22 protein-coding genes are annotated in these 26,832 nt (G+C 72.6%); 5 read left to right on the forward strand and 17 right to left on the reverse strand.

Going from position 1 to position 26,832, the window contains the following annotated elements; translation table 11 throughout:
* The 4 genes from FJ658_RS00005 to FJ658_RS00020 all read right to left on the reverse strand — a co-directional run.
* Positions 1-424, reverse strand: a 424-nt coding sequence (locus FJ658_RS00005; RefSeq protein WP_255447470.1) for an iron-containing alcohol dehydrogenase, incomplete at its 3' end; no start/stop codon positions are given.
* Positions 425-777: 353 nt separating this feature from the next.
* Positions 778-2,598, reverse strand: coding sequence for a YhgE/Pip family protein (locus FJ658_RS00010; protein WP_141143332.1), 1,821 nt, complete (start codon positions 2,596-2,598; stop codon positions 778-780).
* A complete protein-coding gene (locus FJ658_RS00015; RefSeq protein ID WP_141143333.1) occupies positions 2,595-5,912 on the reverse strand; it encodes an MMPL family transporter in 3,318 nt (1,105 codons plus the stop codon). The genes FJ658_RS00010 and FJ658_RS00015 overlap by 4 nt, the downstream gene beginning before the upstream one ends.
* Before the next feature lie 3 nt (positions 5,913-5,915).
* Positions 5,916-6,581, reverse strand: coding sequence for a TetR/AcrR family transcriptional regulator (locus tag FJ658_RS00020; RefSeq protein ID WP_141143334.1), 666 nt, complete (start codon positions 6,579-6,581; stop codon positions 5,916-5,918).
* A 206-nt stretch (positions 6,582-6,787) separates the two neighbouring features.
* Between FJ658_RS00020 and FJ658_RS00025 the strand changes: the two genes are divergently transcribed.
* The 3 genes from FJ658_RS00025 (at position 6,788) to FJ658_RS00035 (ending at position 8,969) form a co-directional block, all read left to right on the forward strand.
* Positions 6,788-7,084 (forward strand): hypothetical protein, encoded by a 297-nt coding sequence (locus tag FJ658_RS00025; protein ID WP_141143335.1) that lies wholly within the window; start codon positions 6,788-6,790, stop codon positions 7,082-7,084.
* Between the two features lie 330 nt (positions 7,085-7,414).
* Positions 7,415-8,071, forward strand: coding sequence for a GntR family transcriptional regulator (locus FJ658_RS00030; protein WP_181408254.1), 657 nt, complete (start codon positions 7,415-7,417; stop codon positions 8,069-8,071).
* Positions 8,072-8,312: 241 nt separating this feature from the next.
* Complete coding sequence (locus FJ658_RS00035) at positions 8,313-8,969, forward strand: NUDIX domain-containing protein (RefSeq protein WP_141143337.1); 657 nt, start codon at positions 8,313-8,315, stop codon at positions 8,967-8,969.
* A gap of 12 nt (positions 8,970-8,981) precedes the next feature.
* Here FJ658_RS00035 and FJ658_RS00040 read toward each other — a convergent pair whose 3' ends face one another.
* Both FJ658_RS00040 and FJ658_RS00045 read right to left on the reverse strand, forming a co-directional pair.
* Positions 8,982-9,632 (reverse strand): TetR/AcrR family transcriptional regulator, encoded by a 651-nt coding sequence (locus FJ658_RS00040; RefSeq protein ID WP_181408255.1) that lies wholly within the window; start codon positions 9,630-9,632, stop codon positions 8,982-8,984.
* A gap of 373 nt (positions 9,633-10,005) precedes the next feature.
* The gene (locus FJ658_RS00045) at positions 10,006-10,782 is read right to left on the reverse strand and encodes an SDR family NAD(P)-dependent oxidoreductase (RefSeq protein ID WP_141143339.1); all 777 of its coding nucleotides are present in this window, start codon (positions 10,780-10,782) and stop codon (positions 10,006-10,008) included.
* A gap of 333 nt (positions 10,783-11,115) precedes the next feature.
* On the opposite strand from FJ658_RS00045, the gene FJ658_RS00050 reads away from it, so the two are divergent.
* On the forward strand, positions 11,116-12,546 hold the full coding sequence (locus tag FJ658_RS00050; protein ID WP_141143340.1) for an APC family permease: 1,431 nt from the start codon (positions 11,116-11,118) through the stop codon (positions 12,544-12,546).
* Between the two features lie 131 nt (positions 12,547-12,677).
* Positions 12,678-15,764 (forward strand): aminotransferase, encoded by a 3,087-nt coding sequence (locus tag FJ658_RS00055; protein ID WP_141143341.1) that lies wholly within the window; start codon positions 12,678-12,680, stop codon positions 15,762-15,764.
* Positions 15,765-15,781: 17 nt separating this feature from the next.
* Here the strand turns inward: FJ658_RS00055 and FJ658_RS00060 are convergent, their stop codons facing one another.
* The 11 genes from FJ658_RS00060 to FJ658_RS00110 form a co-directional block, all read right to left on the reverse strand.
* Positions 15,782-16,489: a flavin reductase family protein gene (locus tag FJ658_RS00060; protein ID WP_219995672.1), complete on the reverse strand. Its 708-nt coding sequence runs from the start codon at positions 16,487-16,489 to the stop codon at positions 15,782-15,784.
* Complete coding sequence (locus FJ658_RS00065) at positions 16,486-17,154, reverse strand: 3-oxoacid CoA-transferase subunit B (RefSeq protein ID WP_141143342.1); 669 nt, start codon at positions 17,152-17,154, stop codon at positions 16,486-16,488. Before FJ658_RS00065 ends, FJ658_RS00060 begins: the two co-directional genes overlap by 4 nt.
* Positions 17,151-17,825: a 3-oxoacid CoA-transferase subunit A gene (locus tag FJ658_RS00070; protein WP_141143343.1), complete on the reverse strand. Its 675-nt coding sequence runs from the start codon at positions 17,823-17,825 to the stop codon at positions 17,151-17,153. The genes FJ658_RS00065 and FJ658_RS00070 overlap by 4 nt, the downstream gene beginning before the upstream one ends.
* Positions 17,822-19,024 (reverse strand): thiolase family protein, encoded by a 1,203-nt coding sequence (locus tag FJ658_RS00075; protein ID WP_141143344.1) that lies wholly within the window; start codon positions 19,022-19,024, stop codon positions 17,822-17,824. Before FJ658_RS00075 ends, FJ658_RS00070 begins: the two co-directional genes overlap by 4 nt.
* Complete coding sequence (locus tag FJ658_RS00080) at positions 19,021-20,532, reverse strand: aldehyde dehydrogenase (protein ID WP_141143345.1); 1,512 nt, start codon at positions 20,530-20,532, stop codon at positions 19,021-19,023. The genes FJ658_RS00075 and FJ658_RS00080 overlap by 4 nt, the downstream gene beginning before the upstream one ends.
* The gene (locus FJ658_RS00085; protein WP_141143346.1) at positions 20,529-21,617 is read right to left on the reverse strand and encodes an S-(hydroxymethyl)mycothiol dehydrogenase; all 1,089 of its coding nucleotides are present in this window, start codon (positions 21,615-21,617) and stop codon (positions 20,529-20,531) included. The genes FJ658_RS00080 and FJ658_RS00085 overlap by 4 nt, the downstream gene beginning before the upstream one ends.
* A gap of 72 nt (positions 21,618-21,689) precedes the next feature.
* The gene (locus tag FJ658_RS00090; RefSeq protein WP_141143347.1) at positions 21,690-22,712 is read right to left on the reverse strand and encodes a cyclase family protein; all 1,023 of its coding nucleotides are present in this window, start codon (positions 22,710-22,712) and stop codon (positions 21,690-21,692) included.
* The gene (locus FJ658_RS00095; protein ID WP_141143348.1) at positions 22,709-24,112 is read right to left on the reverse strand and encodes an MFS transporter; all 1,404 of its coding nucleotides are present in this window, start codon (positions 24,110-24,112) and stop codon (positions 22,709-22,711) included. Before FJ658_RS00095 ends, FJ658_RS00090 begins: the two co-directional genes overlap by 4 nt.
* 57 nt (positions 24,113-24,169) lie before the next feature.
* Positions 24,170-24,919 (reverse strand): HpcH/HpaI aldolase/citrate lyase family protein, encoded by a 750-nt coding sequence (locus tag FJ658_RS00100; RefSeq protein ID WP_141143349.1) that lies wholly within the window; start codon positions 24,917-24,919, stop codon positions 24,170-24,172.
* Positions 24,916-25,821, reverse strand: a complete 906-nt coding sequence (locus FJ658_RS00105; protein ID WP_141143350.1) for a hypothetical protein — start codon at positions 25,819-25,821, stop codon at positions 24,916-24,918. The genes FJ658_RS00100 and FJ658_RS00105 overlap by 4 nt, the downstream gene beginning before the upstream one ends.
* Before the next feature lie 73 nt (positions 25,822-25,894).
* Positions 25,895-26,776: a DUF6282 family protein gene (locus tag FJ658_RS00110; RefSeq protein ID WP_141143351.1), complete on the reverse strand. Its 882-nt coding sequence runs from the start codon at positions 26,774-26,776 to the stop codon at positions 25,895-25,897.
* Positions 26,777-26,832: the final 56 nt, after the last annotated feature.

A 26,832-nucleotide genomic window follows, 5' to 3' on the forward strand; every position in this document is an offset into this window, starting at 1 on the left:
AGAAGCGGTACTCCTCGAACTCGCCGGTCTCGGTGTAGATCACGGCGAGCGCCGAGGTGGGCGCGTCGGTCGAGGCGACCGAGGGCACGCTGACCCAGCGGATGCCCGCCCGGTGCCCCGCCGCCTTGACCGCGTCGATCGTGCTGCCGCCGCCGAGGCCGACCACCACATCCGAGGCCCGGGCCTTGATGACCTCGACGAGACGGTCGACCTCCTTGGCGGTCGGCATGCCGCCGAACTTCTCGCGCTCGATCGGCAGCCCGGCCGCGGTCAGCGACGCCTCGACGTCGTGGCCGAGGAAGCCCCAGACGACGTCGTCGCTGACGAGCAGCGGGGACGAGCCGATCGGCGCGACGAACTCGCCGATGCGGGCGATCGCGCCGCGCCCCTGCACATAGCGGGACGGACTGATGATGGTGCGCACGGGTAGCGCCTCGGACATGGTGGTACTCCTTCGATCCGCGTCACCGGGTGGGCGGGTCGACCACGCGGCCGCGGCGACTCCGACCGTACGCGCGGGGCGGGCGCGCGGGTCGGGCGTGTCTCACCAGTTGAGAATGCGTGCACGTACACGTCGCCGCCGGGGATGCGCGGCCCCGCGGTTCGCGCACCGCGAGAGTCGCCCCGCCCACCCCGAGGGTGGCCACGAATGCACGCGCACCACGGCGTGTCCCGTGCATCTCTGGCCACCCTCGACCAGCCCGGGCCCGAGGGTGGCCACGAATGAACGCCGCCCTCGGCGTGTCGCGTGCATCTCTGGCCACCCTCGAACGCGGCCTACACGAGCGCGAGGATCGCCCGGCGCCGCCGCGCGCGCACCGCGAGCGGCGTGAGCGCGACGCACAGCACCGTCAGCGCCGCGAGCACCGCGATCGCCCCCGCGATCGGCGCGACCGGTCCTCCGGCGATCGCCGACTGCAGCGCCATGACGGCCGAACTGAACGGCAGATACGGGCTGAGCGCCTGGAACGGCTGCCCGAGCGCCTGCACCGGCCAGAGCCCCGCGGTCGACGCCAGCTGGATCGCCAGCAGCACGAGCGACACGACCCCGCCCGCCCGGCCGAACCGCGCCGAGAGCAGCGTGTGCAGCGCTGTGAAGCCGACCGCGGCGACGAGCAGCAGCGGCAGCGTCGCGCCGATGCGATCCCACGCGACGCCGAATCCGGCGTGCAGCAGCAGCGTCACGGTCGCGCCCTGCAGCAACGCGATCACGAGCGGCTTCGACAGCAGCGCTCCCGCCACGCGCGTCGCCGGCGCCGAGGCGGCGAGCAGGCGGCGGCCGAGGCGCGGCCCGACGAGCAGCAGCACGAGCGCGCCCATCCACAGGGCGAGCGGGATGGCGGTGGTCGCGACGATCTGCGAGGCCGCGCTGACCTCGTGGTCGCGGGTGACCTCGACGCGCACCGGCTTGGCGGCGACCGCCGCGCTGTCCTTGGCCTGGTCGCTGTCGCTCGCCGGGATCTTGGCGGCGCCGTCGGCGAGACCGTCGCTGAGCTGCTGCGCGCCGGTCTGCAGCGAGCCGATGCCCGTCGCGATGCCGGTCGCGCCCGTGTTGAGGTCGGCGCCGCCGCCCGCGAGCTGCGCGGCTCCGCGCGCGCTCGACGCGACGCCCGACGACACCTGGGATGCGCCCGAGGCGAGCTGCGATCCGCCGCCCGCGACCTGCGCGAGCTGTCCGCTGAGCGCCTTCACGGTCGCGACCGCCTGCTGGTCGGCCGGGTTGAGCGGGTCGGCCGAGAGCTGCGCCGACGCGGCCGCGAGGGCCGAGGAGATCTGCGAGACGCCGCCCGTGTACTGCGCGACGCCCGACGAGACGCCCGAGGCGCCCGACTTCAGGCGGCCGAGGCCGGTGCTGAGCTGGCTGACGCCCGAGGTGTACTGCGCGAGCCCGGTCGCGAACTGGTCGGCGCCGCTCTTCGCCGCGCCCGCGCCGTCGGCGAGCTGCTTCGCCCCGTCGGCCGACTGCTGCAGCCCGTCGCCGAGCGAGCCGACGCTCGCGTAGAGCCCCTGGATGTACTGCTCGGTCAGCTGCGTGCCGATCGACGCGGCCAGGCCGTCACCGACCTGCGTCGCGAGGGTGCCCGCCAGGTAGGAGTGCGCGTCGTCGGTGCGCAGCTTCAGCGGCGCGGTCGTCGGAGTGCCGCTCGACAGCGACACGACCGCCTTCGAGAAGCCCTTCGGGATCGTCAGCACGGCCTGCACGTCGCCGTCGGCGAGCATCTGCTGCGCATCCTCGTCGTTCGTGATGGTCCAGCGGATGCCGCCGGCCGCATCCGAGTCGGGGTCGGTCAGCTCGGTGACGAGCAGGCGGCCCGCGAGCACCGGCTGCTCCTCGCCGTCGGCGGTGGTCGAGGTGACCATCTCGTCGTCGTTCACGATGGCGGCCGGGATGCGCGCACTCGAGCTCGTCGAGCCGCTGCCGCTCTTGCCGCCGTCGTCGCCGCCCGAGCCGGTGTCGACGCCCAGCGCCGACACGAACAGCGCCGTCAGCGCCACGGGGATGACCGTGGCCACCGCGAGCAGGGCGAGGCGCCGGCGGCCGCGCGCCTTGGCGGGGTCGCGCACGAGCAGGGGCGCGCGGAAGTCGGTGGCGCTCATCGGGTCGCTCCTTCCGGAGTCAGGTCGAGATCGACGACGGGCCGGGCCGTGCGGCCGAGCAGCGCGAGACGCACTCCCGGGCGCACGCCGAGCACGAGCGTGGTCGAGGGGTCGGCGAGGTCGGCGGCGAGCACGGCGACGCGCGTGGCGGCCGCCGCATCCAAGTCGCCGACGTCGAGCAGCACCACCGGGGTGCCCTCGGCGAGCGCCGCGGCGGCGAGCACGTCGGCCCGCTGCTCGGGGCTGAGTCCGCTGAGGCGGTCGGTCGCCGCGACGGTCGTTCCGGCGGCGGCGAGGCGGTCGAGCAGCTCGGCCGCGCGACGACGGATCGAGCCGGCGCCCGATCCACCCCGCCCGCGCCGCGGCGCGAACCGCATCCGCTCGGCGATCAGCTCGCCCGCGGTCGCGTCGGCCTCGACCCGGGATGCGGCGAGGTCGCCCAGCGCGACCCGTCGGGCCACGTCGGCGGCCTCGGTCGGCAGCGTCTTGCCGGCGACGAGCGCACGGCCCTCGAGCGCCGGAACGCGTCCGGCGACGGTCGCGGCGAGCAGGCGGCGGCGCGCATCCTCGCCCGCGACGACCGCGATCGCCCCGTGCGGCACCCGCAGCGACACCGGCGGCGTCAGCGGACGCGCGGACCCGCGGTCGCCGTGATCGCTCAGGTCGAGCGACCCGGTCACGACGTCGCGGCCGGCCTCGGGCTGCGACGCCGGGGCGGCGACCAGCGCATCCAGCTCGATGGCCGACTCGCGGCCCTCGGCCCAGCGCACGTCGGCGCGGTGCACGGCCAGTCCGGCGCCCTCGATGTCGACGTCGGGCAGGATGCGGTCGAGCCAGCGCGGCAGGTACCAGGCGCGGCGGTGGAACAGCGCCATCACGGCGGGCACGAGCGTCATGCGCACCAGGAAGGCGTCGACCGCGATGCCGACGGCGAGCCCGAGCGCGATGACCTTGATCACGCCCATGCCCTCGGGCACGAACGCGGCGAAGACGAAGAACATGATGAGCGCCGCCGCCGTCACCACGCGGGCCGCGCCGCGGAAGCCGGTCACGACCGCGCGCTTCGCGATCTGCTTGCGCTCGGAGTCGGGCTTGCCGACCGAGCCGTGCACGTAGTCCTCGCGCATGCCCGAGACGAGGAAGACCTCGTAGTCCATCGCGAGCCCGAACAGGATCGCCATGAGCAGCACGGGCATGAAGCTGAGGATCGGGCCCGGCTCGGCGTGCAGCAGCTCGGCGCCCCAGCCCCACTGGAACACGGCCACGACCACGCCGAACGCCGCCAGCACCGACAGCAGGAAGCCCACGGCCGCCTTGATCGGCACCACGATCGAGCGGAACACGAGCGCCAGCAGGATCACCGACAGGCCGACGACGAGGATGCCGAAGGGCAGCAGCGCGCTGTCGAGCCGGTTCGAGACGTCGATCTGCACGGCGGTAGCGCCGCTCACCTGCATCGGCGTGTCGAAGTCCTTCTCGATCTCGGGCGCCAGGCCGCGCAGGCGCTGCACGAGCTCCGAGGTGCGCTGGTCATCCGGAGCCGTCGTCGGCGTGAGCTGGATGATGCCGGTGTCGACGGTCTCGTTCGGCACGCCCGCACCGACCTCGGCGACGCCCTTCACGTCGGCCAGGCGGTCGCCGATCTTCTTCAGGTCGCCGAGCGGATCGGTCGTCTGGGTGATGTCGAGCACGACCACGAGCGGGCCGTTCTTGCCGGGGCCGAACTTGTCGGCGACCGTGTCGTAGGCCTGGCGGGCCGTCGTGTCCTTCGGATCGTGCCCCGCGTTCGGCAGAGCGAGCTGCAGGTCGGCGGCCGGGATCGCGGCCACGCCGAGGATGCCGACGACCAGCACGATCGCGAGCGCCGGCACCTTCGTGACCAGACGCACCCAGCGCTCGCCGAGCGGGATCGGGGCGGGCTTGGCCGGCTTCGCGTCGCCGGAGCTGGAGCCGGATGCGGATGCGGATGCGTCGTTGCCGACGGTCGCGGCGGGCTCGGCGAGGTGAGCGCCCTCGGGCGCGACCGGGGCGGCGTGCGCGGGCACGGCATCCCCCGGATTCGGCGGAGTCGTCGGCAGTGCCGACGGAAGCGCGGTCGTCGACGCCGTGTCGGGCGCGACCGGGGCGGCGTGCGCGGGCACGGCATCCCCCGGATTCGGCGCGGTCGTCGGCAGCGTCGACGAGAGCGCGGTCGTCGCGGTCGTGTCGGGCGCGACCGGCGCCTCGTGCGCGCCGTGGTGCTGGTCGGCGTCGTCCCCGTGCGCCGGGGCGCCGCCCGCGAGCCGGCGCGCCGTGCGCGACCCGGGCTTCGGGATGAGGCGGTGCTTCGCGAGACCGAGCACGGCGGGCAGCAGCGTCAGCGCCGCGAGCATCGCGAGCACGACCGCCGCGGCCGCCGCGATGCCCATGACCGCGAGGAACGGGATGCCCACCACGAGCAGTCCGGCGAGCGCGATCACGACCGTGACGCCCGCGAACACGACGGCGCTGCCCGCCGTGGCGACCGCGGTCGCCGCCGACTCCTCGGGATCCATCCCCCGCGCGAGCTGGGTTCGATGCCGCGACACGATGAACAGCGCGTAGTCGATGCCGACCGCGAGGCCGAGCATGAGCGCCAGCATCGGCCCCGCGCTCGACACGGGCGCGAACGCCGCGACCGCGAGCACGCCGCCCATCGAGACGCCGAGTCCGGCGAAGGCGGTGAGCAGCGGCAGCCCCGCCGCGAGGAACGAGCCGAAGGCCACGATCAGCACGAGCGCCGCGAACAGCACGCCGAGGCCCTCGGTCGGGCTGATCGAGACGGTCTGGTCCTGGAAGGCCTGCCCGCCGAAGTCGACCGTCAGACCGTCGCCCTCGGCCGCATCCCCCAGCTCGGTCAGCTTGTCGAGGGTCGCGTCGGTGACGTCGGCCTGCTGCCCGTCGAACTGCAGCTGGATGATCGCCGTCGTGCCGTCGTCGCTGATCGCCCCCGAGGCGTACTCGCTGTAGGGGCTCAGCGCCTGCGCGATGCCCTTCACGTCGCCGAGCTGCTTCGCCAGATCCTCGACCTGGGTCTTCGCGCTGCCCGACTCGATGCCGTCGGGGTCGCTCACCACGGCCTGGCCGCTCGCGCCGCCCGCCTGCGGGAACACCGCCGAGAGCCGGTCGATCGCGTTCTGCGCCTCGGTTCCGGGGATCGAGAACGACTCGTCGGTCTTGCCGCCGAGCCCGAGACCCGCGCCGAGCGCCGCGCCCATCGCGAGCAGCCAGATCAGCAGCACGAGCAGCGGGCGCCGGTAGGCGGCGCGTCCGAGACGGTAGAGGAGGGTGGCCATGATTCAGCTCCGTCGGGCGATCGAGGTGGGGGCGAGGATCTCGGTCATCACCTGGATGAGCGAGGTGCGCACGGCTTCACCCTCGAAGCCGGTGGATGAGATGAGAGCGGCGGATGCGGCGGTCGCCCCGTCGGGCTCGGGGCCGGTCGCGGCCTCGCTCGCGGGCGAGGATGCCGCATCCCCGTCGAAGGGCCCGTAGTCGCGCGAGGCGGCGATCGCGTAGGCCGAGCCGGCGAGCGCGATCGCGACGCGCACGCGGTCTTCGGGATCGTCGAGGCGCTCCTGGCAGTACTGCGCGATCCCGGTCATGAAGCTCTCGGCGCGCGCAATCGCGGGGATCTCGCGCAGCGAGCGCGACTGGTTGATGAACAGGTGCACCTCGAGCGGACGCCGCAGCAGGAAGTCGACGAACTCGGTGACGAAGGCGCGCACGCCCTCCTCGTCGCCCTGGTCGCCGGCGCGGTGCAGGCGCTCGAGCACGGTCTCGATCTCGTCGAGGGCCGGCTCGATCGCGGCGGTCAGCAGCTCCTCCTTCGACGAGAAGTGATAGAGCACGGCGGCTTTCGAGACGCCCGCCAGATCGGCGATGCGCTGGATGCTGGTGCCCGCGTATCCGGCGGAGGTGAACTCGCGCAGCGCGATGGTCTGCAGCTCGAGGGCGGTGGTCACCTGGCGAGGTTAGCTGACCGATCGGTCAGCTCCTGACCGTTCGGTCAGATTCGCAGGACGCTGCCAGCCTCGGGCTTGGCAGGATCGCCGCACGATCCGCCAGAACGCGTGCGGGACGACGTGTGATATTTCAGTATTGACTTTGAGTGACGTACTGATATTTTAGCTACGAGCCCGGATGGACCGGGCGGAGATGAGCAGCCACCATGTCGCCGAGCACCCGCCGCGCCGTCATCACGGTCGTGATCTCCGTCGTGCTCACGCTCGCCCTCGGTCTGCTGTTCGCGGCGCTCGAGACCGGCGGCGCGCACGCCGCCTCGTTCGGCTCCCTCGCCGATGGCGTCAGCGCGTCCGAGTCAGGGGATGCCGGCGCAGCCGGCGCCGGACTGACCACCCAGCTCGCCGGCATCGGCGCGCTGGCACTGGCCGCCGCATCCGCCCTGATCTACGGCGGCGCCGTCACCCCGCGCCACCGCCGCACGGGTCGCCGCCTCAGCCGCTGAGGCGCCGACCGCCGCTTCTCCACCACCAGCCCGCGTCGACGACGACGCCACCGGATCCCGGTCGCGTCGCGTCTCCCGCGTGCGCGATCGGGAATCGGGCCCGATCGCGAGCGCTTCTCCCGCGTCTCGCCGGGCCCGCCCGGGTCCGTGCCGCATCTCCCGCGGCGCGGGCTCGGGTCACTCGGGGATGCCGGGTCGCGACGGGGGTCGCGGCCCGGCACACGGCTCGCGCGCGTCCGTCCTGCTGAGGCCGCGCATCCATTGCCCTCGACGTGACGAGCATGCAGAATGCCGGAAGGTCAGCATTTCAGTCGACCGGTCTGGAGAACCGTGCCCGTTCCGAGCGAAGCCACCACCTCATCCGCCGAACGCCACCTGCTGCGCGACGTCGTGCTCGAACGACTGCGCGACGCCATCATGGACGGCACGCTGCAGCCCGGCGAATCGCTCAACGACAAGGAGCTGCAGGCCTGGCTCGGCGTCTCGCGCACGCCCATCCGCGACGCGATCAACGAGCTCACCCGCCGCGGCCTGATCGAGATGGAGCCGAACCGGTACACCCGCGTCGCCTCCCCCACTCAGGCCGATGCCCTCGACGCGATGCACACGCTCGGCACCATCTACGGCGGCGCCGTGCGCCTCGGGGCGCTGCATCTCAGCGATGAGGATGCGGCGCTCATCCAGAAGCAGATCGCCGAGATGATCGCGGCGATGGGCGCGCAGGACATCGAGACGCTGCGCTCGCTCGTCTTCCCGACCTTCGACCTGTTCGTGCGGCGCTCGCAGAGCCCGCTGCTCATCAAGCTCGCCGCCGACACGGTCGACGGTCTGGCCTTCCGGGTGCGGGTCGAGCGCGTGCTCGAGCTGGTCGACGTCGAGCAGGTCGCGGCCGACTTCCGCGCGCTGGGCGAGGCCGCCGTCGCGCGCGATGCGATCGCCGCCGAGCTCGCGACCGAGCGCATCTTCCAGCTGCCCGAGACGGCCTAGCCGCATCCACCCACCGCGGCCGTCCGGAGCCGGCGCTCCGAGGGTGGCCAGAAACGCACACCCCGCCCGGCGCGTCGCGGGCATTCGTGGCCACCCTCGCCGGATCACGTGCCGCGAGTGGCCATGAATGAACGGCCCGGTCCGCGTGTCGCGAGCATTCGCGGCCACCTTCGAGGGTGCGACACGGGATGCGTGCTCGAGGCTCCGCGGCGGATCAGCTCGCCGCGCCTAGCCTCGAGCCATGACCCTCGGCATCGACGAACCCGACGCCCGCGGCCGCACCGGCCTCGACCAGGTCGGCCGCGACCTGACCGGCAACCCCGACGTCGTGGTGCGCGACGTCGAGCTGCTGGCGAGCGCCTGGCACGTGCTGCGCCGCACCACGATCGACGTGCGCGACGCCGACGGCGCCTGGAGCACCCAGGTGCGCGAGACCTACGACCGCGGCGACGGCGCGACGATCCTGCTCTACGACGCCGAGCGCCGCACCGTGCTGCTGACGCGGCAGTTCCGCTACCCGGCCTACGTCAACGCGCATCCCGACGGCCTGCTGATCGAGGCGGTCGCCGGCCTGCTCGACGACGATGGCCCCGAGGATGCGATCCGCCGCGAGGCCGAGGAGGAGTCGGGCCACGCGGTCGGCTCGCCCGAGTTCCTGTGGTCGATCTACATGAGCCCCGGCTCGGTGACCGAACGCGTGCACTTCTTCGCCGCCCCGTACTCGGCGGCGACGCGGGTGAGCGCCGGCGGCGGGGTCGCCGAGGAGGGCGAGCGGATCGAGCTGGTCGAGCTCGACGTCGACGCCGCCGTCGCGGCGATCGGCACGAGCATCCTGGACGCGAAGACGATCATGCTGCTGCAGTGGGCCGTGCTGTCGGGCCCCTTCGCCCGCGGCTGATATCGGCGCTCGTCAGGCGCGGTCGCGCGGCCACCAGGTGGGCAGCTGGGCGAGCATGTCGCGCTGCGCCGCCGCGACGGCGGCCGGGTCGTCGGCGGCGTCGGCGGCCTCCGAGGCGAGCCAGGCGAGCGACGCCGCCGCGACCCCGCCCGAGAGCTGCGCGGCGGCGATGCCGGATGCGGCGCCCGGCACCTCGACGCCGGCGCGCCCGAGCGCGTCGATCGCCAGCTGGGCGCGGCGGCCGAGCGTCTCGCGCAGCTTGCGGCCGAACAGCGGCGACTGCGCCATGCTGCGGTACATCTCGCGATGCGCGGCGAGCTCGGCGAGCTGGTCGGCGAGCGCCGTCTCATAGAGCTCGGCGAGCCCGGCCGCGTCGTCGGCCTCGGTGATCGCGGCGTCGTCGACGGCCGCGATGCCGTCGATCACCTCGGCGAGCGCATCGGCGGCCGCCGCATCCACATCGGGCCAGTGCCCGTAGAACGTGACGCGGTGGATGCCCGCCCGGCGACAGATCTCGGCGACCGTGAGCTCGGACAGCGGCACCTCGGCGAGGGCGGTGCGCACCGCATCCAGCACGGCGACGCGGGTGCGCAGCGCGCGCGGCTCGGCACGGTCGGCCGCGTCGCTGCCCGAGCGGGCGGGGCGCGAAGAAGGGATGCTCACGTCGGACATGCTCCCACCGTCGGAGTCGAGACGCGCTCAGCCGCGCGATGCCCGGGCGCCGGGATGCCGTCCGGGGCGCAGGGCGCGGGGGTGCCGGGGGGGCGTGGCCATGCCGGCCCCTCGGGCGGGGATGCGCGCCGGGCGGTGCGCACGGAGTCCGCATCCGGCGTGCATCCTCGCCCGAGGGAGCCGACCGGGCCGGCGTGCCGGCCGGATAAGCGGCCGTGCGCGCCGCTCGGCGAGCCGGCGGGTGAGAGCACGAGGGTGGGGAGCGACGGCGGCACCTCCCAGTGACCGCCGCCGCACCCCGGTCTGGGGTCGGCGCAGGGCGCCGCAGCGCAGCGCGCGCCAGCGCCACGCGCCGCCGGGCGCGTCAGCGCACGGCCGCCTGTCCGCCGTCGACGGGCAGCAACTGGCCGGTGATGAAGCGCGAGGCCTCGCTGGCGAGGAACACCATGACGGGCCCGAGGTCGCGGTCGGGGTCGCCGTACTTCTGGCCGAGGGCGATCGACTGCTCGTTCTGCCAGAAGTTTGCGGTGCGGCCGGCCTCGTCGAGGCGGGCGATCGCCGCGTCGTACATCGGCGTCGCGATCGCGGGCAGGATCGCGTTGACGCGCACGCCATCCTTGCCGAACGCAGCGGCGGCGGTGCGGGTCCACGAGTGCACGGCGCCCTTGGCGGCCGAGTAGGCGGGGGCGACGGGCTCCTGGCGCAAGCCCGAGATCGAGCCGAAGTTGATGATCGAGCCGCGCTTCTGCGGGGCCATGTGCCGGTAGGCGGCCTGGTTGACGAGCATGGTGCCGCGCACGCAGACGGCGAACATGAGGTCCCAGTCCTCGACCGTGACCGAGGCGGCGTCGCCCGAGCGCTGGATCGCGGCGGGGTGCGCGACCGCATCCAGGCCGCCGAGCTGGATGACGGCGGCGTCGAAGGCGGCATCCACCGAGGCCTTGTCGCTGATGTCGACCTTCATGAAGGTCGCGGTGCCGGGGCCGGCGGCGGTCGCGGCCTCGGTGACCTCGAGCCCGGCCTGCTCGTTGACGTCCATGCTGACGACGTCGGCGCCGGCCGCGACGTAGGTGCGCACGGTCGCGGCGCCCATGCCGCTGGCGCCGCCGGTGACGATGATCTTGTAGTCGGAGATCTCCACGATCCCTGCTCCTTCGCTGGTTCCTGGCGGGAATCCCTCCCGTCGGCCATAAACATACGCCTGTAAATCAGCGCGCGTTGACGCGGCGACACGATGCGGCGCAGGCGGACAATGCGTCCAGCGGATGCCGAAACCAGGACAGAATGTCGCTCGCCCCGCGATTCCCCCGCTCGGTACTGTGCCCCGAGTCCGCGCACCGTCGCGCGGACCGGGCCCGGCCCGCATCCATCTCCCCCGCATCCGCCGCCTCGCCGCCCCCGCAGCACCGCGGCGGGCGCACCACCCCCGCACCGCATCCACTGGAGTGATAGCCCGACCTGAGAGGACCGCCGCATGAGCGACGCGCAGCCCACCTCCAGCCTGAAGCGCAACCTCGGCCTGTGGGCCATCGTCGGCCTCGGCCTCGGCTATATGACGCCGACCGTCGTCTTCGACACCTTCGGCATCGTCAGCGAGACCACGAGCGGGGCGGTGCCGTCGTCGTACGTGATCGCGCTGATCATCATGCTGCTCACGGCGATCAGCTACGGGAAGATGGTGCGCGTCTTCCCGAGCGCGGGCTCGGCGTTCACCTATGTGCGCGAGGCCATCCACCCGAACCTCGGCTTCATGGTCGGCTGGTCGTCGCTGCTCGACTACCTGCTGCTGCCGATGGTCAACGCGCTCATCATCCGGCTCTATGTCGAGCAGGTGTTCCCCGACTTCCCGTCGTGGCTCACCGTGCTGCTCTATGCGATCGTCGCCACTGCGATCATCGCCTACTCGATGCGCGGCACCTCGAACATCAACATGGTGCTGCTCATCGGCGCCGTCAGCGTGATCGTGATCTTCGTCGTGATCGTGATCGTGCAGCTCGTGAACGGCGAGGGCGCCGGCACGATCGCCAGCACCACGCCGTTCGCGCACGAGGGCGTCGCCCTGCCGGCGCTGCTGACCGGCGCGACCGTCGTCTGCTTCTCGTTCATCGGCTTCGACGCCGTCACGATGTACACCGAAGAGGCGAAGTCGACCAAGATCATGCCGCGCGCGATCATGCTCACGGTGCTGCTCGGCGGCCTGATCTTCCTGGTCGCGGCCTACTTCACGCAGCTGCGCTTCCCCGACAACAGCCAGTTCGGCGAGTTCACCGACGACCCACTGCCCCAGATCGGACTCATCGTCGGCGGACAGGTCTTCCAGGCCGTGTTCGTCGGGGCCGGCTTCGTCGCGGCGGTCGCCTCGGGTCTCGCCTCGCACGCGAGCGTCGCCCGCATGCTGCTCGTAATGGGCCGCAACAACGTGCTGCCGAAGGCCGTGTTCGGACGCGTGAACTCCACGACCCGCACCCCGATCTTCAACGTCGTGCTCGTCGGCGCCGTCTGCCTGCTGGCGACGTTCATGTCGCTCGAGCTCGTCTCGGCGTTCATCAACTTCGGCGCGCTCATCGCCTTCACGGCGGTGAACCTGTCGGTGATCTTCCAGTTCGCGATCCGCGGCCACCGTGTGCGCACCGCTCGCGAGGTGCTGAGCTACGTGATCATGCCGGGCGTCGCGATGCTGCTGACCGGCATCCTCTGGACCCAGCTGCACTCGGATGCCCTCATCGCCGGCGCGGTCTGGGCGGCCGTCGGGTTCATCTGGCTGCTCGTGATCACGCGCGGCTTCCGCCGCCAGCCGCAGGGCTTCGACGAGGCGCAGCCGGTCACCGGCTTCAACAAGCTCGCGGTGGAGGAGTCGGAGACCGAGTCGGAGGCGGAGTCGGAGTCGGAGGCGCCGCGCGGCTGAGACCGCCGCTGCGCGCGCCCCGCGTGTGCCGCTGCCCGGACCGTCTCAAGGAGTTGCTGTAACGGGAGTGGCCCGTGTTGCTCATCCGCCGCATCCGTTACAGCAACTCCTTGAGATGGTTCGATACGAGCATGAGCGAGCGCCTCTTCGACTACTTCGAGCACGTCGAGCTGGCGACGCCGACGATCGGCGCCGCCGAGGCCGAGCGGCTGCTGCGCAGCGAGTTCGGGCTGGATGCGCGGCTCGAGTCGCTCGGAAGCCAGCAGGACCAGAACTTCCTGGTGTGGGCCGCGGGCGCGGACGTCGTTGCGGATGGCGCGGACGCGGTTTCGGATGACAGGCGCCCCCAAGCCGCATTCGGCCCCGGCGACCCCGCCCATCCGAAACCCGAGACCGGCGGCGCGGCCGGCGACCCCGCCCATCCGAAGCCGGGCGCAGGTGCGCGGCCCGCCGAGCCGCTCGGCGTGCTCAAGCTCAGCAACCCCGTGTTCAGCGCCGCCGAGATCGACCTGCAGACGCGGGCCGCCGAGCGGGTCGCCGCCGCGTGGCCCGAGCTGTGCATCCCGAAGCTGGTGCACGGCGAGCGCGGTGCGTGCACCGGATGGTGGGAGACCTCGCAGGGTCGGCTGAACGCCCGCGTGATCGAGTTCGTCGCGGGCAGCACGCTCACGGGCTCGCGCTACCTCGCTCCCGCGACCGCGGCGCGGATGGGCGAGCTCGCCGCGCAGGTGCAGCTCGCGCTGGCCGGCCTCGAGCATCCCGCCGGCGCCCGCACCCTGCAGTGGGATCTGCAGCACGCGAGCCGCGTGATCGCGACCCTCGCTCCCGACGAGCCCGACGCCGCCGTGCGCGACGAGGTGCTCGCCGCCGCCCGCGACGCCGAGGCCGCCCTCGCCCCGCTCGTCAATCGCCTGCCCCGCCAGCTCGGCCACTTCGACGTGACCGACGACAACATCCTGCGCCCCGACTCCCCCGGAGCCCTGCCCGACGCCGTGATCGACTTCGGCGACGTGCTCGAGTCGTGGGCCGTCGGCGAGCTCGCGGTGACCGTGTCGTCGCTGCTGCACCACGACGGGGCGACGCCGCTCTCGGCGCTGCCCGCGATCCGGGCGTTCCACGCGCGGCGTCCGCTGAGCTCCGACGAGGTGGATGCGCTGTGGCCGCTCGTCGTGCTGCGCGGCGCCGTGCTCGTGCTCAGCGGGCGCGCGCAGGTGCGCCTCGACGACGACAACGCCTACGCGAGCAGCGCGCTCGAGCGCGAGCACCGCATCCTGTCGGTCGCGACGTCGGTGCCGCTCGCGGTCGCGACGCGGGCGATCCGGGATGCGCTGGGCCTGCCGCTCACGCCGGCCCCGACCTGGGGTGGCGGAGCGGTGCTGTCGCTCGACGGCGCGGTCGTGCTCGACGCCGGCACCATGGCGGAGCTCAACGACGAGGGGCGGTGGATGCGCGCCGACGCCCTGGCCGACGCCGCCCTCGGCGCGCTCGCGTCGGGAGCGCCCGCCGTGGTGCTGCCCGCCGGACGCGCGGTGCTGACCGGAGCTCCGATGCGCACGCCGGTCGCGCCGGCGACCGTGCCGACAGCGGCGACGCTGTGGCTCGCCGCGGCGAGGGAGGTGCGCGTCGGCGACGGCGACGCCTCCGCCGAGGTCGCGACGGTGCCGGGCGAGTTCACGCTCAGCCACGGCGGCGTGACCCTGCGCTTCGCCGCCGACGGGCCCGACGGCCTCGACGGTCTCGACGGCGCCACCCTCCCTGCCCGCACCCCGATCGCCGTGAGTCTCGTGCGGCCCGACGCCGGCTCGCGCATCCCGGAGCGCGTCGAAGCCGCATGGGCGACCGGCTGGGCAGCCCTCGTCGGCGACCCTTCTGAAGCGCTCGGGCTGGCCGCACCCGCGGCTTCCGCACCCGCGACCGCCCCCACCTCATCCACCCCCGCACCCGACCCCCTCGCCCGCCGCGAGCGCGTGCTCGCCGAGGTGCAGGAGCACTACTACGCGCGTCCGCCGCAGATCGAGCGCGGCTGGCGCGAGCACCTCGTCGACGTCGACGGACGCGTGTACCTCGACATGGTCAACAACGTGACGTCGGTCGGGCACGCGCATCCCCGCATCGCGGCGGCCGTGCATCGGCAGCTGCGGCTGCTCAACACGAACTCGCGCTTCCACTACGGCGCGATCGTCGACTATGCCGAGCGGCTGACCGCGTTGCTGCCCGGCGAGCTCGACACCGTCTTCTTCGTGAACTCCGGCTCGGAGGCGACCGACCTGGCGATCCGGCTGGCGATGGCCGCGACCGGGCGCACCGACATCGTGGCGATGCGCGAGGCCTATCACGGCTGGACCTACGCGAGCGATGCGGTGTCGACCTCGATCGCCGACAACCCGAACGCGCTCGCGACGCGCCCCGACTGGGTGCACACGGTGGATGCGGCGAACAGCTATCGGGGCAGGCACCGCGGCGACGACGCGGCCCGATACGCGCCGGAGGCGGCCGCGCGCATCCACGAGCTCGCCGCATCCGGACACGCCCCGGCCGGATTCATCGCCGAGACCTACTTCGGCAACGCCGGCGGCGTCGCCCTGCCCGAGGGCTACCTGCGCGAGGTCTACGCGGCCGTGCGCGCCGAGGGCGGGCTCGCGATCGCCGACGAGGTGCAGGTCGGCTTCGGCCGGCTCGGCGAGTGGTTCTGGGGCTTCGAGCAGCAGAATGCGGTGCCCGACGTCGTCGCCGTCGCCAAGTCGATCGGCAACGGTCATCCACTGGGCGCCGTCGTCACCCGCCGCGAGATCGCCGACCGCTACCGCGCGGGCGGCTACTTCTTCTCGTCGACGGGCGGATCCCCCGTGTCGTCGGTGGTCGGGTCGACCGTGCTCGACATCATCCGCGATGAGGGTCTGCAGGCCAACGCCCGCGAGGTCGGCGCGCACCTCGCCGCCCGGCTGCGCGCCCTCGGCGAGCGCCACGAGATCGTGGGCGCCGTGCACGGCTCGGGCCTCTACCTCGGCCTCGAGTTCGTGCGCTCGCGCGCGACGCTCGAGCCGGCCACCGAGGAGACCGCCGCGATCTGCGACCGCCTGCTCGAGCTCGGCGTCATCATGCAGCCGACCGGCGACTTCCAGAACGTGCTCAAGATCAAGCCGCCGCTGTGCCTCACGGCCGAGTCGGCCGACTACTTCGCCGACATGCTCGACCGGGTGCTGACGACGGGGTGGTGAGGGGGCGCAGGACCCCGTCAGTTCGCATCGGCGCGCTCCGCGCGGGTCGACACGCTCACGGTGAGGGGCGCGAGTCGATCCACGTCGCCGAGACGCGCGTAATTCGGGCCGCCGAGCCGCAGCAGCGGGTCGAGCTCGACCGTGTCGATCTTACCGTCGCGCAGCAGGCCGTCGCGCACGTGGAATCGCACGACCTCGCCGACCGTGAACTGGGCCCCGGCTCGACCGAACTCGATGCGTCGTGACAGGCGGCACTCGAGGCTGATCGGCGCCTGCTCGAGTCGCGGCGGCGCGACCAGGTCGCTCGGCACGGTGGCGAGGCCGAGGATGCGCGTCTCGTCTTCGTCGTAGGCGAACTCGCGGGCGCTCTCGTGCACGCGATCGCGCAGCGCCCAGTCGGCGATGTTGACCACGAACTCGCCGGTCTCGTCGATGTTGCGGCCGGTGTCCTTGGCGGCGCCACGTCGCAGTCCGATGTTGATGCCGACCATCGGCGGGTCGTTGGCGACCATCGTGAAGGCGCTGAACGGGGCCAGGTTCACGAGGCCCGCGCGGTCGGCGCCGCCCTCGTCGCGCGCGTCGCCGCGCTCGGCCGGGCCGGCGCCGACCGTGCTGATCCAGGCGATTGGGCGCGGTACGACGATGCCGGTCATCAGCTTGTAGATCGCGACGCTGTCGAAGTCCGCCGGATCCAGCGCGACGTGGCCGGCGGCGGGCGCGCTCACGCCCGCACCTCCTTGGCGCGCACCGGGATGTCGAGCAGCTCGCGCAGCGCATCCACCGTCGTCCCCCAGGTCTCGAGCACCACCGCTTCGCCGCCGCGCAGATCGAACACGGCCTGTTCGGTGAACACGCGAGTCACGCATCCCAGACCGGTGAGCGGATAGCTGCAGGTCGGCACCAGCTTCGGTGCGCCGTCGCGGGTGAGCAGGTTCATCATCACGAACACCTGCTTCGCTCCGATCGCGAGGTCCATCGCCCCGCCGACGGCCGGGATCGCATCCGGTTCACCGGTGTGCCAGTTGGCGAGGTCGCCGCCGACCGAGACCTGGAACGCGCCGAGCACGCAGACATCGAGGTGTCCGCCGCGCATCATCGCGAAGGAGTCGGCGTGGTGGAAGTACGCGGCGCCGGGGAGTTCGGTCACGGGGATCTTGCCCGCGTTGATGAGGTCGCTGTCGATCTCGTCTCCCACGGCCGCCCGGCCCATGCCGAGCATCCCGTTCTCGGTGTGCAGGGTCACCCGCTGATCCGGCGTGAGATGGTCGGCGACGAGCGTCGGCTGCCCGATGCCGAGGTTGACGTAGGCGCCGGTCGGGATGCTGCGGGCGACGACCGCCGCGAGCGCGGTGCGGTCCAGCGGGGCGGCGTCGGGGTGCTCGATGGTCATGCGGGGTCCTCGTCGTGGGTGGCGACGACACGATCGACGTAGATGCCGGGGGTGACGATGGCCTCGGGGTCGAGCGCACCGACCGGCACCACCGCATCCACCTGCACGATGGTGCGACGGGCGGCGGTCGCCATGACGGGCCCGAAGTTGCGGGCGGTCTTGCGGTACACGAGGTTCCCGGCCTCGTCGGCGGTGCGGGCCGCGATGAGGGCGACGTCGCCGTGGATGGGCCGCTCGAGCACCTGCAGACGCCCGTCGAACTCACGCTGCTCTTTGCCCTCGGCCAGCAGCGTGCCGGCGCCGGTGGGGGTGAAGAACGCCCCGATGCCCGCTCCCGCGGCGCGCAGCCGCTCGGCGAGGTTGCCCTGCGGCACCACCTCGAGCTCGATGCGCCCGCTGCGGTAGAGCTCATCGAAGACGTAGGAGTCGGTCTGTCGGGGGAAGGAGCACACGATGCGGCGGACGCGTCCGGCGGCGAGCAGTGCGGCCAGGCCGGTGTCGCCGTTGCCGGCGTTGTTGTTGACGACGGTGAGGTCGGTGGCGCCCTGACGCAGCAGCGCCTCGATCAGGGCGTAGGGCATGCCGGCGGTGCCGAAGCCGCCGATCAGCACGGTCGCGCCGTCGACGATGTCGGCGACGGCCTCGTCGGGGTTCGCGACGATGCGGCTCATGCCGCGACCTCCTCGGCGACGGCGACGTTCTCGAGCACGAGCGCGAGGCCCTGTCCGACGCCGATGCAGATCGCGGCGACGCCCCAGCGCACGCGCTCGGCGCGCATCCGGGCGGCGAGGGTGCCGATCACGCGGGCTCCGGAGGCGCCGAGCGGATGCCCGATCGCGATCGCTCCGCCCCAGGCGTTGACGATGCCCGGATCGATGCCCCAGGCGTCGATGCAGGCGAGGCTCTGCGCGGCGAAGGCCTCGTTGAGCTCGACCGCGCCGACATCGCTCCAGCGGATGCCCGCCCGAGCCAGCGCCCGATCGGCCGCGTCGACCGGTGCGAAGCCGAACCTGGTGGGATCGAGAGCGCTGACACCACGCCCCGCGATGCGGGCGAGCGGCGTCCGGCCGAGCGACGCGGCGGCCGACGCCGAGCCGAGCAGCAGCGCGGCGGCGCCGTCGCTGAGGGGAGAGGCGTTGCCGGCGGTGATGGTGCCATCGGGGCGGAACGCGGGCGCTAACGCGGCGAGCCGGTCGGCGCTCGTGTCGGGCCGGATGCTCTCGTCACGGTCGAGGTCGATGCCCGGCACCGGGGTCACCCCGTCGCTGAAGCGTCCCGCATCCCAGGCGGCGGCGGCACGGCGGTGGGATTCGAGGGCGAACGCATCCTGCCGCTCGCGATCGATGCCGCGCTCGGCGGCGAGCTGCTCGTTGCACTCGCCGAGCGACACCGTCCATTCGGCGGGCATTCGCGGATTCACCAGCCGCCAGCCGAGGGTCGTGGATGCGGCGGGCAGGTCGCCGGCGGGGAACGCGCGCGTCGGCTTCGGCAGCACCCACGGTGCACGGCTCATCGACTCGACGCCGCCCGCGATGATCAGCTCGGCGTCGCAGGTCTCGATCGCGCGGGAGGCGTCGATCGCGGCCTGCAGGCTGGAGCCGCACAGGCGATTGACGGTCGTGCCCGGCACGGTCGTGGGCAGCCCGGCGAGCAGCACCGCCATCCGCGCGACGTCGCGGTTGTCCTCGCCTGCGCCGTTGGCGTCGCCGAGCACGACGTCGTCGATGTCGACGGGATCGAGGTCGGCGCTGCGGTCGACGACAGCGCGCACCACGGTCGCGGCGAGATCGTCGGGACGCACCCCGGCGAGGGCTCCGCCGTAGCGACCGAAGGGGGTGCGAACGGCGTCGAGGAGATACGCCTCGCTCATGCGGCGCCCTCGACGTCGCTCGCGCTGTCGGACCGCATCGGCACCGCATCCAGGATGATCGTCTTGGTCTCGAGGTAGGCGGCGATGCCCTCGCGACCGCCCTCCCGGCCGACTCCCGACTGCTTCACGCCGCCGAAGGCGATGCCGTAGTCGGTGCGGTAGGCGTTGTGGCCGACCGTGCCCGAGCGCAGCCGCCGTGCGACCGCGAGCGCGCGGTCGGCGTCATTCGTGAACACGGACGCGTTGAGGCCGTAGATGGAGTCGTTCGCGATGCGCACGGCATCGTCTTCGCCGTCGGCCGGCAGCACGGTGAGCACGGGACCGAAGACCTCCTCGCGGGCGATCGTGGCCTGGCTGTCGACGCCGGCGAACACGGTCGGCTCGACGAACCAGCCGCGCTCCAGCCCCTCGGGCACGCCGCCGCCGGTCGCGAGACGCGAGCCCTCGGCTTTCGCCTGCGCGACCAGGTCGAGCACGCGGTCGCGCTGACGCTCGATCGCGAGCGGTCCCATTCCCACCCCGTCGGCGAAGGGGTCGCCGACGCGAACGGCGGCGAACTCGGCCGCGAGCGCGTCGACGAAGTCGTCATGCCGGGCTCGGTCGACCACGATGCGGGTGATCGACGAGCACACCTGGCCGCTGAGGAAGCACTCGGCGCCGGCGAGGGTCTTCGCCGCCTGGCCGAGGTCGAAGTCGTCGAGGATGACGGCCGCCGATTTGCCACCGAGCTCGAGCGTGTAGCGCGCGATGCGGTCGCCGGCGATGGCGGCGATGCGGCGCCCCGCCGCCGTCGATCCGGTGAAGGCGATCTTGTCGACGCGGGGGTCGCGCACGAGCCGCTCCGACACCTCCCGATCGGCGGTCACCACGTTGAGCACGCCGGCGGGGAGCCCGACCTGCTCCGCGATCTCGGCGAGCAGATAGGCGCTTCCGGGCGCTTCCGGCGAGGCCTTGAGCACGATCGCGCATCCCGCCAGCAGCGCCGGCGCGATCTTGTGCGCGGCCAGGCCGAGCGGCACGTTCCACGGCACGATCGCGGCGACGACGCCGACCGGCTCGCGCACCAGGAGCCCGTACTCCCCTCCCGCGGTGGGCGCGTGTCGCTCCTCGAAGGGATAGTCGTCGGCGAGGCGCGCGTGCCGGGCGAAGGTCTGCGGCACCCGTGCGACGCTCGCCTGCGCGGCGGCGTGCACGATCCCCGACTCGCGCACCCAGAGGCCCGCCGCATCGGCGAGCCGCGCCTCGAGCGCGTCGGCGATCGCCTGGAGGTATCCCGCGCGCTCGGCGTGGGTCAGCCGCGGCCAGGGCCCGAGATCGAACGCGGTGCGGGCGGCGGCGATCGCCGCATCCACGTCGGCCTCGCGCGCCTCCGCGACGCGCAGGAACACCTCCTCGGTCGTCGCGTCCTCGACCGCGATGGTGGAGTCCGTCGAGGGCACACGCCATTCGCCGTCGATGAAGAGGGCCTCGGGATGCGCGAGCGGCGCCGCGACGCGGGCGCCGCTCACAGCACGACCACCGATCGCACGACCTCGCCCGCTCGCATCCGATCGAAGGCGGCCTCGACGTCGTCGAGTCCGATCTCCTCGCTCACGAAGGCGTCGAGCGGGAGACGGCCCTGAAGATGCAGGTCGACGAGCATCGGGAAGTCGCGGCTCGGCAGGCACTGGCCGTACCGCGAGGAGGTGAGCGAGCCATCGCCCTTGAAGTAGTCGACGAGCGGGATCTCGGGCGCCATGACCCCCGGCGCCGGAACGCCGACGAGCACGACCGTGCCGCCCTGGTCGCGTGAGCGGAAGGCCTGCTCCCAGGTCTCGGCTCGGCCGACGGCGTCGATCACGACGTCGGCGCCGACGCCGTCGGTCGCGGTGCGGATCGCGGCCACGACGTCCTCCTTCGTGGCGTCGACGGTGTGGGTCGCGCCGAAGTCGCGAGCCCAGTCGAGCTTCTTCGCGTCGGTGTCGACGCCGATGATGGTCGTCGCACCGGCCAGGCGGGCGCCGGCGATGGCGGCGTCTCCCACGCCGCCGCACCCGATCACCGCGACGGAGTCGCCCCGGCTGACACGACCCGTGTTGATCGCGGCGCCCAGTCCGGTCATCACTCCGCAGCCGAGCAGGCCGGCCGCCTGCGGGCGGATGCGCGCATCCACCTTCGTGCACTGCCCCGCGGCCACCAGTGTCTTGTCGCTGAACGCGCCGATGCCCATCGCCGTCGACAGCTCGGTGCCGTCCTCGAGCGTCATCTTCCGGCTGGCGGTGCGGGTGTTCGTGCAGTATTCCGGTCGGCCTCGCCGGCAGTTGCGGCACTCGCTGCAGACGGCTCGCCAGTTGAGCACGACGTAGTCTCCGGGCTGCACCTCGGTCACGCCCTCGCCGACCTGCTCGACGATGCCGGCGGCCTCGTGCCCGAGCAGGAACGGGAATTCGCCCGCGATCCCGCCGTTGCGGAAGTGCAGGTCGGAGTGGCAGACGCCGCACGCCTGGATGCGCACGATCGCGTCGCCGGGTCCGGGATCGGGGATGACGATGGTCTCGAGAGTGGCGGGCTCGCCCTTCGTGCGGGCGATGATTCCGCGGACGGTCTGCGGCATGGGGGTGCTCCTCTGGTCGTGCGTGTCGTCGGCGTGGGAATCGGCGGGCGGGCCGGAGCCCGCCCGCCGCTCTCACTTGATCGCGGTGGCGTTCGCCGGGGATCCGGCTGCCCCGGCGAACGGCAGCGGCGAGGCGACGAGCAGGAACTCGTAGACGCCGTCGGCAGCGCAGTCGGCGGCGAGCTCGTCGAGGGCCCACAGCTCGCCGAACGCCATGCCGAGGCGGGCCAGCAGCGGTCGGTGGATCATGCCGTTGTGGTTCGGTCCGCGCTCGGGCGGCGGCAGGCTCGGATCGTAGAAGTCGGAGTCCTGCGCGGGGTAGCGCTCGACGCCGGTGTTGTCGGCGGCCACGAGGGCGACGCCGTGATCCCATAGCCAGCGCACGACCGACTCCTTCTGCGCGAGGCCCGGGGTCGAGCGGCCCTTGTTGAGCTCGCGCCGCTCGGGGTCGGTGAGCGCGAGGTAGCGCCCCGCCCATCCCGTGCGCACCAGCAGGAGGTCGCCCGCCTTCACCTCGACGCCCTGGGCTGCGGCGACCTCGTCGAGCAGCTCGGCGTCGAAGGCGGTGGGGTCGTTGACGCCGAGCGGACGTCCCGCCGCCGCGAGATGCCGGTCGACGTCGAGCAGCACACCGCGGCCGACGAGGCCCGCGTCGGCGTAGTTCTGCACGCCGAGCGTCGTCGTCTGGTCGGTGATCTGCTCTCGCGTGCGCCCGCCGTAGAAGCCGAACGCCGGGTCGCCCACGTGGCGCAGGGCGTCGATCTGCGACGACGACTGCGGGTAGTACGAGTCGACGTACTCGTCGCGGTGCCACGGGTTGTTGGCGAACATGTGGTGCTCGGCCGCGTGTCGGGTCCCGCTCGGGAAGGGCTCGAAGGCGTTGACGGCATGGTCGAGGCTGAAGCGCTTGCCGGTGCGCACCAGCGCGGCGGCCGCGACGATGCGTTCGGGCGTGAGCAGGTTCACCGTGCCGAGCTCGTCGTCGGCGCCCCAGAGTCCCCAGCTCGTCCCTGCTGGTCCGTCGGTTCGGGTGAGGAGGCTGTCGTAGTCGGGCAGGCCGGTGCCGGCGCCGATGACGGTGGATGCGTCGGTCATCGCTTCTCCTCTGCAGTTGCCTCGGCGGCCGCCGCGTCCGCGTCGCCGCTGACGACGTCGGGGTCGTTGCTGTCGGCCTGGATCGAGGTCTGCGTGGCCGCGCCCTCGGTCATGTCGACGCCGCGCGTCTCGGGCAGCAGGACCGCCGCGATCAGACCGAGCAGGCTGACGACGCTCATGACGCCGGCGAGCAGCCAGGGCTGGCCGCCGTTCGCGGTCACGAGCGCCAGTCCGGCGATCGGGGCGATCGACGTGAAGATCGCGGTGCAGAACTCCCGCGACATCGCCACTCCGGTGTAGCGGAACTCCGGCTTGAACAGCTCGGCGAGGAAGGCGGCCTGGGCCCCCGTGAGCGCCTGGGTGAACGGCGCCATGATGAATGCCTGCGCGATCCAGTAGGAGCCGTCGCTGCCGGCGCCGAGCAGCAGGAAGTACGGCAGCGTGCCGACGGCGCCGATGGCAGTCATGGTGATGAAGACGGCTCGGCGTCCGAAACGGTCGGAGAGCTTGCCTGCGATGAGCGTGCAGACGAGGGCCGCCATGGCGCCGAGCAGTGCACCGATGAGCACGCCGGTGGTGCTGACGCCGTGCTCGACGCCGTAGTTGAGGGCGTAGGTGCTCGACATGTAGGCGTTGAACGCGATCGGGGCGGTGAGGAAGATCGCGAGCACCAGGGTGAGGGGCGACTTCTTCAGCACGGCGAGGGCCGGCACGGTGTGGCGTGCCTTGCGCTCCTGGAACTGCTTGAAGACCGGCGACTCGGTGATGCGGAGCCGCATGATGATGCCGATCACGATGAGCACGAAGCTCACGAGGAACGGCAGGCGCCATCCCCAGCTGTAGAGCTGGTCGTCGGGAAGGCGGAACACGGTCAGACCGACCAGGGTGGCCAGGACGATGCCGCCGTAGACGCCGGTGCCGGGTACGGCCGTCCAGAATCCGCGGCTCTTCGGCGGGGTGATCTCGGCGATCATCACGAACGACCCGGAGTACTCCGCGCCCGAGCCGAGGCCCTGGGCGAGGCGCAGGATCACGAGCAGGATCGGCGCGACGAGTCCCGCGGTCGCGTAGGTCGGCAGCACGCCGATGAGCGTGGTCGCGACGCCCATGAGGATGAGGGTGGCGCTCAGCGCGACTTTGCGTCCGAAGCGGTCGCCGACGTAGCCGAACACGATAGCGCCGAGCGGGCGGGCGACGTAGCCGACGCCGAAGGTGGCGAGCGACGCGAGGGTGCCGAGCACCGGGTCGATGTCGGGGAAGAACAGCTTGGCGAAGATGAGCGACGCGGCCTGCGCGTAGACGAACATGTCGTACCACTCGAGCACGGTGCCGATCGTGGCGGCGGGAAGAAGGCGACGGCGCTGCGTGCGCCACGACGACTCTGTCGGGACGGCGGTCATGAGATTCTCCTGGTCGGTCGGATTTCGGATGTGGTGGGCGGGTGGTGCGGAGGACGATCAGCGGGTGGCGGGTCGCGCCGCGGCGATGAGCTCGATCGAGGCGGTGGCGAGCAGCGACGCGTCGTTGCCGGCGACGAAGAACGCGTCGCCGGCATCGAACGCCTGGTGTGCCGACATGGCGCTCGCGCCGGCTGAGCCGACGGGCGTGCCGGCGGCGAGCGCCGCGGCGCGCGCGGACGCCAGCAGTGCGGGGACGTCGGCTTCCGGGCCGACGTCGAGAGTGAGATCCGCCGCACCGAGGAACACGGCGTCGACACCGTCGACCGCGGCGATCTCGCCGGCTGCGGCGATGGCGGCGCCGCTCTCCAGCTGCGGGATGCACAAGACCTGCTCGTTGCCGAAGCGCAGATAGTCGGCACGCCGCAGGGTGCCCCAGCGGCCCGCCGAGCCGGTGGACCCGGCACCGCGGCTTCCCTTCGGCGGGAACCGACACGCCCGCACCGCGGCACGGGCGTCCTCGACGGAGTCGACGTGGGGCACGAGCACGCCCGCAGCGCCCGCATCCAGAACTCGCTGGATGGTCGCGGGCGCGCTGTCGGGCACCCGCACCAGCGGTGCGACACCGGCCGCGTCGGCGAGGGCGATCATGCCGGCCGCCGTCTCGAGCGAGAGCAGGGTGTGCTCGAGGTCGATGACGACGAAGTCGGCGCCCGCGTGGGCGAGGATCTCGATGCTCGCGATGGTCGGCAGCTTGACCCAGACGCCGAGGCTGGGCCCGTCGAGCAGCGCGGCGGTATCGGCGCTCATGACGGCATCGGATAGGTGTCGGCGTTGAGCACCCAGCCGGGCTTCTGCGAGAAGTCGACGCGCGGCGGGGCGAAGATGTCGATCAGCTGATTCGTGCCGGGGCCGACCGCCTCGCTGGTGTGGTCGGTGGGCGGCGGGATGATCGCGACCGAGGGGCTGCCGATGGCATGGTGCACATCGTCGACCCACTGCGAGCGCTTCGTCGTCCACGGGGTGCGGATGTGGTGGACGAACTCGCCCGACACCGCCAGGGAGACCTGCTCGAAGTCGTCGTGGAAGTGCGGCGACAGCTTCTCGGCGTCGCGCGGCCCCTCGTGGGGGAACAGGAAGTTGACCATGAAGCGACGGGTGCGCAGGATGCGCCCGAAGCGGTCGGGGTCGCGCTCGAGCTGACCGACGGGATAGACACGCAGCCGCGCGCCGTCGGCCGGCTCCGGCCAGGCCTCGACGATCGCGACCCGCGGGTGCGGCTCACGGTAGGACTCGGCGTTGGCGGCCTGCGCGGTGAGCGCCGAGCCGTCGGGGTGCACGAGACGTACGAGCTCGCCGTCGCCGCGGACCTCGATCTCGGCGGGCCCGGGCGGCACGACCACGAGACCCTGCCCGGTCAGCTCGACGCTCGTGCCGTCGGCGCGCACGGTGACGGCCGAGTCGGCGTGGGGCAGCAGAACGAGGTGCTCCTCGGGCTCGTCGACGTTCAGGACGGCGCCGAGCGGCGCCGTGACCCACGCGAGGACGACGTTCTGGGCGCGGCTGACCCAGGTGCGGGTCTCGCCGTCGATGATCTGCGGTGCCGTTCCGGCGAAGTCGGCGAACTCGACCGCCGCGATCGGGGCGTCCTTGTCGGGGGTGGCCGTGGTGGACGCGGCGAGCGTCGAACGCGGGTCAGATGCGGTGAACATGCGGTCCTCTCCGTCGAGGTGGATGGGCGTTGCGGATGGGTGCCGGCCGGCTCGAGCCCGGTCGGCACCGCGCTCAGTCGTCGAGGCCGAGCAGGTAGCCGGGGTTGTCGCGGGTCATGCGCTGCAGGTCGCGTTCGCTGACACCGAGGTCGAGCAGGATCTCGCCGACGCGGATGAAGGCGTCGACCGGCAGCGGCCGGTTCGGCTGGCCGAGGTCGGAGGCCAGAGTGGTGTGCTCGGGTCCGATCGTCTCGATCCAGTCGAGCAGGATCTTCGGGTCCCACTTCTTGGTCCCCTCGGGGTCGTACATCGACACCTCGTGCTCGACGTAGGCGCCGAGGTCGACGAGCCGCTGCGCCTGGGCGTAGTCGGCGTCGATGACGAAGTTCGGGTGCGCGACGATCATCCGCTCGACCCCGCGCTCCTTGGCGAGAGTGAAGGCCTCCTCGATCGTCGGGCCGTCCAGGTGGCCGCCCGAGAGCAGAGCACCGCTCTCGGCGACGAGGTCGACGACGCGGGTCATCTCGGGCAGCAGGGCGCCGTCGGCGCCGTGCACCGAGACCTCAGTGTTGCTCAGCTCGACCGATGCGGTCGGGAACCCGCCGCCCTCGGGGTGCGCGGCAATGTGCTGCGCCGACGAGAACGTCGGCAGCCAGACGGCCTTGCCGCCCATGCGCAGCGACATCTCGACGGCGTAGGGATTGATGCCGCCGACCTGGTTGTTCAGCGCGATCCCGCCAAAGGCCTTGGTTCCGATGCCCTCGAACTGCGGCTGCATGGCGAGCAGATCCATCACCGTGTTGTGGTGATGGGACTTGATCAGGATGGCCCGCATCCCGAGTCTCTCCGCGTCGCGCGCCGCCTCGACGTGGCTGAAGCGGCGGGGGAAGGGGCTGGGTCCGGAGTGGACGTGGAGGTCGACCGACCCCCAGAGGATGTCCGTGATCGCTGCCATTCGGTGGAACTCCCATCATCGTTGACGGGTCATTGCTACCACTTCGCGGTACGCGA

The sequence above is a fragment of the Schumannella sp. 10F1B-5-1 genome (genome assembly GCF_006517535.1).
GTDB lineage: Bacteria > Actinomycetota > Actinomycetes > Actinomycetales > Microbacteriaceae > Schumannella.

What these genes read in the sequence shown, in the direction of transcription:
- FJ658_RS00010 (WP_141143332.1), bottom strand. Translation starts at nt 2,598, where the DNA reads ATGAGCGCCACCGACTTCCGCGCGCCCCTGCTCGTGCGCGACCCCGCC.
- FJ658_RS00015 (WP_141143333.1), bottom strand. Translation starts at nt 5,912, where the DNA reads ATGGCCACCCTCCTCTACCGTCTCGGACGCGCCGCCTACCGGCGCCCG.
- FJ658_RS00025 (WP_141143335.1), top strand. Translation starts at nt 6,788, where the DNA reads ATGTCGCCGAGCACCCGCCGCGCCGTCATCACGGTCGTGATCTCCGTC.
- FJ658_RS00035 (WP_141143337.1), top strand. Translation starts at nt 8,313, where the DNA reads ATGACCCTCGGCATCGACGAACCCGACGCCCGCGGCCGCACCGGCCTC.
- FJ658_RS00050 (WP_141143340.1), top strand. Translation starts at nt 11,116, where the DNA reads ATGAGCGACGCGCAGCCCACCTCCAGCCTGAAGCGCAACCTCGGCCTG.
- FJ658_RS00055 (WP_141143341.1), top strand. Translation starts at nt 12,678, where the DNA reads ATGAGCGAGCGCCTCTTCGACTACTTCGAGCACGTCGAGCTGGCGACG.
- FJ658_RS00065 (WP_141143342.1), bottom strand. Translation starts at nt 17,154, where the DNA reads ATGACCATCGAGCACCCCGACGCCGCCCCGCTGGACCGCACCGCGCTC.
- FJ658_RS00070 (WP_141143343.1), bottom strand. Translation starts at nt 17,825, where the DNA reads ATGAGCCGCATCGTCGCGAACCCCGACGAGGCCGTCGCCGACATCGTC.
- FJ658_RS00075 (WP_141143344.1), bottom strand. Translation starts at nt 19,024, where the DNA reads ATGAGCGAGGCGTATCTCCTCGACGCCGTTCGCACCCCCTTCGGTCGC.
- FJ658_RS00085 (WP_141143346.1), bottom strand. Translation starts at nt 21,617, where the DNA reads ATGCCGCAGACCGTCCGCGGAATCATCGCCCGCACGAAGGGCGAGCCC.
- FJ658_RS00090 (WP_141143347.1), bottom strand. Translation starts at nt 22,712, where the DNA reads ATGACCGACGCATCCACCGTCATCGGCGCCGGCACCGGCCTGCCCGAC.
- FJ658_RS00095 (WP_141143348.1), bottom strand. Translation starts at nt 24,112, where the DNA reads ATGACCGCCGTCCCGACAGAGTCGTCGTGGCGCACGCAGCGCCGTCGC.
- FJ658_RS00100 (WP_141143349.1), bottom strand. Translation starts at nt 24,919, where the DNA reads ATGAGCGCCGATACCGCCGCGCTGCTCGACGGGCCCAGCCTCGGCGTC.
- FJ658_RS00105 (WP_141143350.1), bottom strand. Translation starts at nt 25,821, where the DNA reads ATGTTCACCGCATCTGACCCGCGTTCGACGCTCGCCGCGTCCACCACG.
- FJ658_RS00110 (WP_141143351.1), bottom strand. Translation starts at nt 26,776, where the DNA reads ATGGCAGCGATCACGGACATCCTCTGGGGGTCGGTCGACCTCCACGTC.